The sequence below is a fragment of the Pseudobutyrivibrio ruminis CF1b genome (assembly GCF_000424005.1).
Classification (GTDB): domain Bacteria; phylum Bacillota; class Clostridia; order Lachnospirales; family Lachnospiraceae; genus Pseudobutyrivibrio; species Pseudobutyrivibrio ruminis_C.
This window is the reverse complement of sequence record NZ_AUJB01000010.1, coordinates 50,829-62,427: the sequence shown is the minus strand read 5'-3', so window position 1 is coordinate 62,427 and position 11,599 is coordinate 50,829. Positions and strand designations below refer to the sequence as shown.

General features: G+C 41.9%; 7 protein-coding genes. All 7 read right to left on the bottom strand.

Annotation, left to right across the window (positions count from 1 at the left end; translation table 11 throughout):
* Positions 1-76 precede the first annotated feature (76 nt).
* Positions 77-298, bottom strand: a complete 222-nt coding sequence (locus G592_RS0108930) for a Lar family restriction alleviation protein (protein ID WP_028247523.1) — start codon at positions 296-298, stop codon at positions 77-79.
* 1 nt (position 299) lies between these two features.
* Positions 300-1,595 (bottom strand): UDP-N-acetylglucosamine 1-carboxyvinyltransferase, encoded by a 1,296-nt coding sequence (locus G592_RS0108925; RefSeq protein WP_028247522.1) that lies wholly within the window; start codon positions 1,593-1,595, stop codon positions 300-302.
* A gap of 57 nt (positions 1,596-1,652) precedes the next feature.
* Entirely contained in the window at positions 1,653-3,389 is a 1,737-nt protein-coding gene (locus tag G592_RS0108920; protein WP_028247521.1) for an ABC transporter ATP-binding protein, read from the bottom strand.
* Positions 3,389-5,134, bottom strand: coding sequence for an ABC transporter ATP-binding protein (locus G592_RS0108915; RefSeq protein WP_028247520.1), 1,746 nt, complete (start codon positions 5,132-5,134; stop codon positions 3,389-3,391). The genes G592_RS0108920 and G592_RS0108915 overlap by 1 nt, the downstream gene beginning before the upstream one ends.
* Before the next feature lie 3 nt (positions 5,135-5,137).
* Entirely contained in the window at positions 5,138-6,310 is a 1,173-nt protein-coding gene (locus G592_RS0108910; protein WP_028247519.1) for a peptidyl-prolyl cis-trans isomerase, read from the bottom strand.
* 69 nt (positions 6,311-6,379) lie between these two features.
* On the bottom strand, positions 6,380-9,907 hold the full coding sequence (gene mfd, locus G592_RS0108905; protein WP_028247518.1) for a transcription-repair coupling factor: 3,528 nt from the start codon (positions 9,905-9,907) through the stop codon (positions 6,380-6,382).
* Between the two features lie 33 nt (positions 9,908-9,940).
* Positions 9,941-11,590 carry a SulP family inorganic anion transporter gene (locus G592_RS0108900; protein WP_028247517.1) on the bottom strand — a complete coding sequence of 550 codons (1,650 nt, stop codon included), beginning with the start codon at positions 11,588-11,590 and terminating at the stop codon, positions 9,941-9,943.
* Positions 11,591-11,599: the final 9 nt, after the last annotated feature.

Here is an 11,599-nt window from a genome sequence, read left to right as displayed (position 1 = left end):
CATAATTCTTCTAATACTAAAAAAGGACATCTCAGAATTTTATTCTGAAATGTCCTAAAACTATTCGTATTTGTTTTTATTCTCCTGGAGCACTGTTAATAACCTTACCTGTGTTCCAAAGCATTGCTGATTTCTCAGCTGCCTGTAAACGACCATCTTCATTTTTGTAGCTAACAGTTCCTGTATAGCTTCCGCAATCGAGGCAAGCTACGTAGTATCCGTGATCTTCCTCTTCAATAAGGCCTGCCCCTCCGCAGATTGGGCAATCATCAAGTTCAATCTTTTCTGTAATATCCATATTAGCTCACCTTTAATTTAAATTTCTGTAAATCCCTCTCGGAATCAATCTCTTCCATAACAGCACCAAGCTTGTTGAACTTACCAACGATATCCTCGTATCCACGCTGGATGTACTTGATATCATCGATGATAGTAATACCATCTGCAGCAAGACCTGCAATGATAAGTGCAGCGCCGGCACGAAGGTCTGGTGCGCAAACCTGAGCGCCTGTATATCTCTCAACACCAGTAACGATAGCTACTGTGCTCTCTACCTTGATATTAGCTCCCATGCGTGCAAGCTCATCAACATACTTGAAACGATTCTCGAAAATCGATTCTGTAACAGTACTTGTACCATCTGCGATACCGAGAACTGCTGTAATCTCAGGCTGCATATCTGTAGGGAAGCCTGGATAAGGAAGTGTAGTAACGTGAGTCTTTGTAAGCTTACGTCCCTTTGCGATAACGCGAACTGCATCATCATATTCCTCAATAACACAACCAGCTTCGATAAGCTTAGCTGAAGTAGCCTCTAAATGCTTAGGGATAACGTTCTTTACAAGAATATCACCGTGAGTGGCTGCTGCCGCGCACATATATGTACCAGCCTCAATCTGATCTGGAATAACTGCATATGTAGTACCGTGAAGTGCAGAAACACCAACGATACGGATAACATCTGTACCTGCGCCGCGGATGTTAGCTCCCATACTGTTAAGGAATGAAGCAACATCTACAACGTGTGGCTCCTTAGCTGCATTCTCGATAGTAGTCTTTCCTTCAGCAAGAACAGCTGCAAGCATGATATTGATAGTAGCACCTACAGAAACCTTATCAAGGTAAATGTGGCTACCAGCAAGCTTATCAGCGCGTGCTGACCAAAGACCATAAGATACATCCACGTTTGCACCAAGAGCCTTAAGACCCTTAACGTGTAAATCGATAGGACGAGCGCCGATAAGACATCCACCTGGAAGTGCTACCTCGGCATTCTTATACTTTCCTAAAAGTGCTCCCATTAAATAATAAGAAGCACGAATCTTCTTAATATATTCATAATCCACTGACAGTCTTGATATGCTAGAACCGTTAATCTTAACTGTGTGCTCATCAACGCGAGTAATAGAAGCTCCAATATCCTCAAGAGCTCCAATAAGTACATTTATATCTTTGACATTTGGCAGATTTTCAATTGTAACAGTTTCGTCTGTCATTATGGCACCTGCAAGAATTCCCAGTGCCGCATTCTTAGCGCCACTGATTTCCACTTCACCAGAAAGTGGTGTGCCGCCTTTTATCACATACTGTTCCATATTGTCTCCTACAATTCTCTCAAAATCTCTATAAGCCAAAAAAGGGCATAGTTATCCCTATGCGATTTGACTCCGATATAATTTAGCATAATATCCGTCTTTCTGCAACAACTCTGTGTGATTACCCTGCTCAACAATCTGACCATCTTTGACGAATAAAATCACATCAGCCTCACGGATAGTTGAAAGCCTGTGGGCTACAACAAAGGTAGTACGGCCTTTCATCATCTTATTAAATGCTGATTGTATCTTTTGCTCGGTTCTGGTGTCGATTGATGAGGTGGCTTCATCCAGAATAAGCATTGGCGGAATATTTAACATTACTCTCGTGATGCACAATAGCTGCATCTGTCCCTGGGAAATAGATCCGTTCTCAGGAGATATAATCGTATCATAGCCATAAGGCATTCTTTTAATGAAACTGTGGGCATGTGTTGCCTTGGCAGCTTCAATAATCTCCTCGTCTGTGGCATCTGGACTGGCCATCTTCAGATTTTCCTTGATGGTAGTATTTTTCAGCCATGTCTCCTGAAGCACCATACCGAAGTTTCTTCGAAGATTATCTATATCAATGTCCTTTATATTGACGCCGTCAATGAGAATTTCTCCACCATCAATATCATAAAATCTCATCAAAAGATTAATGATTGTACTTTTTCCTGCACCTGTAGGACCAACAATAGCCACTCGCTTTCCTGGCTCCACTTTAAGGTTCAGGTGCTCAATAAGTCTCTTGGTCTTATCATATGAAAAGCTTACATCTTTAAATTCAATCTCACCCTTTGCACTGTCGATGTTGGCTGAGCCGTTATTTAACTCTTCCTCTGCATCAATCATCACAAAAAGACGATCAGCACAAGCCAGGGCATTCTGGAACTCAGTGATAACGCCGGAAATTTCATTAAATGGCTTTCCATAACTGCTTGCATAATATAGGAAAGATGTAAGTCCACCGACTGTAATTCCGCCGCCGATAGCCATCAGCGCTCCAAAAACTCCGACTGCAGCGTAAATCAAATTATTTATAAGACGTGTGCTTGGATTTACTGTTGATGAATAGAATGTAGCGCGCATTGACGCATTTGCAAGCTTTTCATTCATATCCTCAAATCTCTCTAACGCACGGTCCTCGTAGTTCATGTTTCGAACTATATTTTTATTAATGATTATTTCTTCTATATAAGAAGTCTCTTCCCCTCGAAGCTTAGCCTGCTCGCCAAAATACTTGTAAGTCATTTCAGAAATAAACTTGGCTAAAAGCAGAGAAAATGGGGTGGCAATGATAACTACAAGGGCAATCTTCCATGAAATCATTAACATGAAATAGATAGTACCTCCTATAGTGAGCACGCCTGTAAACAGCTGTGTAAATCCCATTAACAATCCATCTGAAAATGTCTCCGCATCTGCAACAATTCGGCTTACAAAATCACCATGTGGATGACTGTCAATCTCAGCAAGCTTCATATGCTGAAGCTTTGCAAATGCTCGGTCTCTAAAACTCTTGGTAATGGTATATGTAATGTGGTTATTAACCCTGTTCATTATCCATTGGATAACACCAGTAGCTACCACATTCATGGAAATCTCTTTTAATACGTAAATCAATCCATCGTAATCTATCTCAGAAGGACCAATTATACAATCTACAGCTCTACCAGTAAGAATAGGAATTCTTAAAGAGAGAACCACAGTAGCCAGTGCGCATAAAACTGAGATTACTATTTCCAAATCATATTCTCTTAATTCTATTAAAACGCGATTTAATATCTTAGATTGTGACTTATTTTCCACTACTTTGCCTCCTCTCTAGGAAATTGGCAATAATAGATTTCCTGATAAGTTTCACATGATTCAAGGAGCTCATCATGGGTTCCAAGTCCCACACACTTACCATCATCCAGTACAATTATCTGATCTGTGTCCCTGACAGCCGAAGCTCTCTGGGATACTATGATGATAGTTGGCTTCCAGTTCAACCTTCTCAAAGCCGCTCTAAGCTTGGATTCCGTAGCAAGATCAAGAGCCGATGACGCATCATCCAAAACTAAAATTCTTGGTTTTCCCACCAATGCTCTTGCTATTGTAAGACGCTGACGCTGACCACCTGAAAAATTACTTCCTCGACCAATCACCTCAGCATCAATTCCTCCGTCTTTAGCTTCTACAAAATCTATAGCCTGCGCAATATTTAATGCTGATTTAATATCAGTCTCCGACATCGATATATTCTTCATCGAGAGGTTGCTTCTTACAGTGCCATGAAACAGTGAAGCACGCTGTGGAACCACTCCAAAGTACTCTGAAAGCTGTGAATCTTCTAATCTTTTAACGTTTTCTCCGTCAATCTCGATTTCACCTGCTGTAGCATCATAGGTATGGTTCAAAAGCTTAATAAGTGTGCTTTTTCCAGAACCTGTACCACCGATAATTCCTAAGGTAGATCCTCCAGGAATTACCAGATTAATATTCTCTAAATCATATTCACTTCCGCCGTTGTAGCTGAAGCTGACGTTTTTAATGTTAATAGTACCTGGCTGTTTTGCCCCGTCCAGCAGATTATTTTTCGTGTTAAACTTGTTCTGATGGCGCTCATCAGCCTTCATTTCCATAAGTTCCTGCACACGAACGGCTGAAGGATATGCCTTCATTAAAAGCACAATAAGATTAGCCAGCTTTATAAGCTCTATGAGAATCTGGCCCATATAGTTTACAAGGGCTACCACTTCTCCCTGGAGAATAATACCTCTGTCTACCTGGCCCATAGCCACATAAATCAGCGCCACTATTCCTATGTTTACTACTACATAGGTCACAGGATTTAATAAAGCCGAAATCTTTCCTGTGCTTATCTGCATTCCAGTAAGCTCAGCTGTTCTGTTCTGGAACTCAACATTTTCATTATCTACCTGACAGAAAGCCCTTAAGACTCTGGCGCCCTCCAGATTCTCTGATGTTAAATGGAGCACCTTTTCCAGCTTTGCGGCAATAGCCTTATATCTAGGAAGGGTATTTTTCATGATAAAATACACAATCACTGATAAAAGAGCCACTACAACTATAAAAATTAATGCTGATTTAACATCTACAACAAATGCCATAAATGTAGCGCCTGCCACAATAAATGGAGATCTAAGAAACAGCCTCAAAACCATGTTAATTCCGCTTTGGACCTGGTTAATATCATTTGTAATTCTGGTGGTGAGAACCTCATCTCCCACCTTCTCTTTTGTGCCCTGAGACAGAGAGAGAATCTTTGCAAACACATCTCTTCTAATCTCAGCTGCAGAATACACTGCAACATAAGCACTAAAATACTGAGCAGTAATAGAGAACATCAGTCCCACTACAGCAAGGAAAATCAAAACCCCACTCATCCTAATGATGTAGTGGGTATCTGAGCCCGCGATTCCCTTGTTAATGATCTGCGCCATAACAAGTGGAACCAAAAGCTCAAATATCGCCTCTAACATTTTGAATAGTGGGGCTAAAACTGCTCTTGTTTTATATTTTTTTACATAACTGATAACAAAGCTCATAGTTTAGTTTGATTCTGAATCCTCTGTTTCCTCAGTATTTTCCTCTGTAGTTTCTTCTGAAGACTCTTCTGTCTCTTCGGTTGTTTCTTCAGTTGTTTCCTCTGATGTCTTTTCTTCTGTAGTCTCTTCTGTTACTTCTTCTGCTGGCTCCTCAGTAGACTCTTCTTCCTTCTCAGGTGCCTTGAAAAGTGATGTGAATTGAACCTTTTCCCATACCTTTTCATCTACTGTCCACTCGATAGCTTCCTTCCAAGAATCCATCAATGTGTTGAATGCTTCTGTCTGTAAGCTGCTTCTCTTATTTTCTGAAGCATCTGAATCATGGTCGCTCTCAAGCTTGATTACATAATATCCAGCGTCTTTAACTTCGATTACAGATGAAACCTCGCCTTCCTTAAGTGCCTCGGCAGCCTTGATGATTTCCATATCCATTGTGCCGTCTTCTTCCTCGCCCTTAAGGTATGAGTAAGACTCCTTAGTAGCTCCAAGTGTCTCTACCTCAGCATCAAAATCCTCAGCCTCAGCAAGTGCCTTTGCGTTAGCCTTCTTCTCTAAGATTTCATCATCTGTAAGTGGCTCTACATTGCCATCTTCTGAAGTCTTGCTTGTTGTATCAAATACCACGTATGAGAATGTGCGCATCCAACAATCATCCTCTGTGATGTCCTTATCTGCTTCCTTCTTGGCAGCGTCTGCTACAAGTGTGTAGTAAGTTCTGTACTCAAGATACTCCTTAACTGTATCTACTGTAGCACCCATCTGCTCTAAAGATTCTTTATCGTTATCAGAGATAAACTTGTTTGCAGCATCCTCGATAGCCTTCTTCTGGTCATCTGTGAGGCTGATGTTGTAATCTGCAGCATGAGCCTTTGCTAAATACTGCTCCTCGAGCTCGTCGAGAACCCCATCCTTTGTCTCATCCTGAAGTGTTGAACCAGAACCTGACATATCCTGCTTCCACATGCCCTCGCCGTAATATGAAAGAAGATACTGGTCGTACATAGACTGCTGATATCTTGCAGCAAAATTACCAAGACCAAGTGAAATGGTATCTGTATTATCTCCGTTCTTTATAGTTACAAGTGTCTCGTTTGGATCAAGTTTTCCGCAGCCTGTGAGTAAAACTGAAGCTGAAAGAGCCGCAATACAAGCTGACTTTACGTATGCTTTTTTCATTATTTCCTTCTTCCTGGGTAAACCCTACCCATTATTTTTTCTAACATTTCGATTATAGTTATTCTTGGCCTAATTATCAACTTTTAGAGACTTCAAATCTGATAAGAAATCCTGCAGATATTCATATATTTCATTAGGTTTTATTCTCGTATTAGCCTTTGTGTTGAAAATAAACGCTGGCGCCTTAGGATCTGCAGCAAAAGTGATGTGTGGATTGTTCCTCTCCAAAAGGGCCGGAATCTGAGCCACATCTATCTTAGCTTTCTCATACATAACTATCTTGATAATGTCACCCTTCTGCTCAATAGCAGTAACGTATGCATCGTGTGCCTTCACCCGCAGCATAGCCACCCAGAGAAGATTCTGAACGCACTTCTTTGGCTCTCCAAATCTGTCCACAAGCTCATCCAGCATATCATCTCTAGCTTCTTCGGAATCGATAGCAGCAATTCGCTTGTAAATATCGATACGCTGCTCCTCGTTAGAAACATAGGTATCAGGAAGGTAAGCCTCGATATTGATATCCACGGAGGTATTGAAGCTGTCTTCCTTTACCTCGCCCTTTTCGCGCTTTACGGCCTCGTTAAGCATCTTACAGTAAAGATCATAACCTACGGCTGTCATGTTTCCGTGCTGCTCCACACCAAGAAGGTTTCCTGCACCACGAATTTCCAAATCTCGCATGGCAATCTTAAAGCCCGAACCAAGGTCAGTAAACTCCTTAATTGCAGCCAGACGCTTCTCTGCCACCTCTTTCAGCATCTTATCCCTCTTGTACATAAGGAATGCGTAGGCTGTTCTGTTACTTCGACCGACACGTCCTCTCAGCTGATACAGCTGGGAAAGACCCATATTATCTGAATCATGAATGATGATTGTATTTACGTTTGAAATATCAAGACCGATTTCGATGATGGTAGTGGCTACAAGAACATCAATCTCATGGTTAATGAACTGCATCATTACATCTTCGACTTTAGCCTCTGTCATCTGGCCGTGAATGTATCCGACAGTTGACTCTGGTACCAACTTCTCGATTTCAGCAGCCATATCCTGTATACCACGCACTCGATTGAACACGTAATAAACCTGACCATCTCGTGCCATTTCGCGCACAATTGCCTCTCTAACCATCTCCTCGTTGTATTCAAATACAAAAGTTTGGATAGGGGTTCTCTCCATTGGAGCCTCATCCAAAACGCTCATATCTCGGATTCCAACAAGGGACATATGGAGGGTTCGAGGTATAGGGGTAGCAGAAAGTGACAGCACATCTACCGTCTTTTTCATCTGCTTGATTCGTTCCTTGTGATTTACACCGAAACGCTGTTCCTCATCAATAATAAGGAGGCCCAAATCCTTGAATTCCACGTCCTTCGAGAGAAGTCTGTGAGTACCAATTACTATATCTACCATGCCGTTTTTCAGGCCTTCGATAGTCTTTTTCTGCTCTGCTGCTGTTCTGAAACGGCATAAAAGTCCCATATTTACAGGGTATCCGCCCATTCGCTGAACGAAATTGTTGTAGTGCTGCTGGGCCAGGATAGTGGTAGGCACCAGATAAGCTACCTGCTTGCCCTCCTGAACAGCCTTGAAAGCAGCTCTCATGGCTACTTCCGTCTTTCCAAAGCCTACATCGCCGCAGATAAGGCGGTCCATAATCTTTCTGGACTCCATGTCTGCCTTCACCGCTTCTATAGCTGTAAGCTGTCCCTCTGTCTCATCATATGGGAAGCTTTCCTCAAATTCCTTCTGCCATACCGTATCAGGCCCGTAAACAAAGCCGTCTGTATTCTGTCTCAGAGCATATAAATCCACCAGCTCCTTAGCCACAATACCTACAGCAGACTGCACTTTCTGCTTTGTCTTTGTCCATTCCTGGGTTCCTGAACCAAGAGAATTAAGCTTTGGTTTCTTTCCATCAGGCCCAGAGTACTTCTGAATCTGGTCTAGTTGATTCGTGAGTACATACAAATTGCTTCCCTTGGCGTACTCGATTTTTATGTAATCTCGGATTACACGATCCAATTCCATCTGCTCGGTACCCTTATAGACACCCAGACCATAATTTTCATGAACCACATAATCGCCAACATGTAGATCAGAGAATGAGGAAATACTCTCTCCTTCGTACCTTTTTACCCTCTTTTTCTTCTTTCTGACATGACCGAATATATCTCCGTCAGACAGCATTACAAAGGCTGAATCAGGATAATCAAATCCTCTTTTAATATTTCCAACACAAATCATTGTTTCACCAGGATTTATCCTGTGATCCAGATCTGTAGTGAAATATGAGTTCAACCCTTCGTCTAAAAGGTCCTCTGCAAGACGCTGTCCCTTGGTGGTGGAGCTTGTTACCAGAAGCACCTTATATTTTCTCTTTTTATACTGTAACAGCTCCTTTGTAAGAAGCTCGAAACTACCGTTATAAGCATTGACACCCTGTACAGCAATGCTGAAATGATCTGCAGATTTAAGCAGCTTATTCTTAGCATCCAGCACCGACATGAGGGTAATAGGATATCTCTCCAGCTTACCGAAGACCTCAGAAACACCGTAAAGCATATCCATCTGACCCTTCAGCATGTATCCAGCCTCTACACGGCGGGTCATTGCATCAGCAAACTCAGTCTCAGTGATTTCTGCTTTATTAATAACCTTCTGAACCTCATCGATAAAGACATATGTACCCTTCGGCATGAAATCAACGAAAGAACCCAGCTTATCGCAGAAGTATGTAAGATGTGTTTCCAGCTCCTGACTGAGCCCCCACTCACGAGTCTCTTCGATGACTCTGTCCGCATAGGTCTTCAGATGAAAAGCTTCCTCAGTTTTCATCTCTTTTCGGTATGCTTCGTACCTTTCATCACGCTCTTTTTCGATCTTTGCCAATCCTGTTTCAACTTCATCAGCGCTTAATATTAGCTCGACTGCGGGGAAAATTAAAACAGAATTTATATTTTCGATAGATTTCTGGTTTGTAGGATCATAAGAGCGAATACTGTCTACTTCATCGCCCCATAATTCAATACGAACTGGTAATTCCGCTGTCAGTGGATAGACATCGATAATACCACCTCGTACTGCAAATTCTCCTGGATGCTCGCAGGTGCCCACATTCTCGTAGCCCATAGCCACAAGCTTTCGTCTCAGAGCCTCCAGCTCCACACTGTCAGTATCAGAAATAGCTACTACACCATTCTCAAAATAAGAAAGAGCAGGAAGCTTATTCATAAGGGCGTCTATTGTAGTGATAACTGTACATGCATTATTGCTTATTACAGCCTCAATAGCCTGCATACGCTCTCTTGTAAGGGCATTGCCCCTGATATCAGACTGATAGAAAAGGAAGTCCTTAGCAGGAAAATACACTACGTCATTATCGAAGAAGCGATACTCCTCATACAATTCCCTTGCTCTAAGCTCATCACTGGTAACAATCAGCTTATAGCTAATATCATGTCCTATACCATAAATAAGGTGCGCCTTATCAGCGCACCCAGTAATATCATATATCTTTCCAAACTTAAGTAGAGCCTCCCTAAGAGACTCTACTGCAGTAAGTGATTCAAATGGTTCTAAAAAAGCCTTCATATAGTTAAACCTGCATTAAATATTCTAGTCCAATTACTTTAACCAAAGGATTTCTTCTGCTCTATCAAGAGCGGCATCAATGTTAGGCTGGAAGTTTTCCTCGCCTACAAGCTTAATGAAATCAGCTCTTTCCATCATCTGACGAGGCTGTTCATTTACATGTGAGAATACAACTGTAACGCCCTTTTTCTCTGCACGCTCCACTAAATCTCTAAGAGCACGAAGAGCTGTGATATCGATAGCAGGAACAGAACGCATTCTCATAACGAGAACCTTAGTGAAATCTTTTACGTTGATGCTTTCAGCAAGAGCATCTGAAACACCAAAGAAAAGAGGTCCTGTAATCTCGTATACGCGGATTTCTTTCTTAACTGGACGAAGGTCATCAACGAACTCTTCATCATCTTTCTGGTATGTCCAGCCACTTACATGTGTCTCCTCGCTCATTCTCTTGATGAAGAGGATACAAGCAACGATCATACCCCACTCGATAGCTACAACAAGGTCGAATACGATTGTGAGTACGAATGTGAGCACAAGCACGATAATATCTGACTTAGGTGCATATTTTACAAGTCTTACGAATGGTCTCCACTGGCACATGTTGTAAGCTACCTGGAAAAGAATAGCTGCGATACATGGCATTGGAATGAACTTTGCATAAGGCATAAGCACTACTAAGATAATAAGCAATGTGATTGAGTGAACCATACCAGCGATTGGTGTACGTCCACCATTCTTAATATTGGCTGCTGTACGGGCGATAGCACCTGTTGCAGGGATACCACCGAATAATACTGAACCAATATTTCCGATACCCTGACCAATAAGCTCCTGGTTACTTCTATGCTTGCTGTTTACCATTCCGTCAGCAACTACAGCTGAAAGGAGTGACTCGATAGCAGCAAGAATAGCAATTGTAAAGGCATTTGGCATCTCATTCTTAATCACTCCAAGTGAGAAATGAGGAACTGAGATAGATGGTAATCCAGCCTTTAAATCAGGATAAAGAGTACCGATTGTGTTTACGTTAAGTCCAAGTCCCTTCACCATAAAGATTCCCACGAATACAGCAATAATAGATGCTGGAACCTTTGTGAAGAACTTTGGCCAGATAATAAGCACTGCAAGACAAACAACACCTACAAGCACTGCCTGCCAGTTGATAGTATCGATATTTACAAAGAAAAGCTTAAGCTTATCCATTGTCTCGATTGGCTTCTCGCCGTGGAAATCCATACCGAAGAAATCCTTGAACTGACCAATGAGAATTGTAACAGCGATACCAGCTGTAAATCCTGTGGTGATTGTGTAAGGGATGAACTTGATAAGCGCACCAGCCTTAAATACACCAAGTAAAATAAGGATAATACCAGCCATGATAGTAGCGATGATAAGGCCATCCATACCATCAGTGGCGATAATGCCTGCTACGATAGTAGCAAAAGCAGCTGTTGGGCCAGCAATCTGAACTGTACTACCACCGAAGAAGGAAATTAAAAATCCTGCTACGATAGCTGTGTACAGACCTGGCTCTGGGCCTACGCCAGAGGCAAGAGCCAAGGCAATAGAAAGTGGCAATGCAATGATTGCCACAATAATTCCAGACACAACATCTTTTACAAACTGTTCTTTGCTGTATTTTTTCATACAGGTGAACAGCATAGGCTTAAATTGTTCCATACTTTTTCA

Excerpts from the sequence above, each read along its gene's own strand:
- G592_RS0108930 (WP_028247523.1), bottom strand. The coding sequence starts at position 298 with ATGGATATTACAGAAAAGATTGAACTTGATGATTGCCCAATCTGCGGA.
- G592_RS0108925 (WP_028247522.1), bottom strand. The coding sequence starts at position 1,595 with ATGGAACAGTATGTGATAAAAGGCGGCACACCACTTTCTGGTGAAGTG.
- G592_RS0108915 (WP_028247520.1), bottom strand. The coding sequence starts at position 5,134 with ATGAGCTTTGTTATCAGTTATGTAAAAAAATATAAAACAAGAGCAGTT.
- G592_RS0108910 (WP_028247519.1), bottom strand. The coding sequence starts at position 6,310 with ATGAAAAAAGCATACGTAAAGTCAGCTTGTATTGCGGCTCTTTCAGCT.
- mfd (WP_028247518.1), bottom strand. The coding sequence starts at position 9,907 with ATGAAGGCTTTTTTAGAACCATTTGAATCACTTACTGCAGTAGAGTCT.
- G592_RS0108900 (WP_028247517.1), bottom strand. The coding sequence starts at position 11,590 with ATGGAACAATTTAAGCCTATGCTGTTCACCTGTATGAAAAAATACAGC.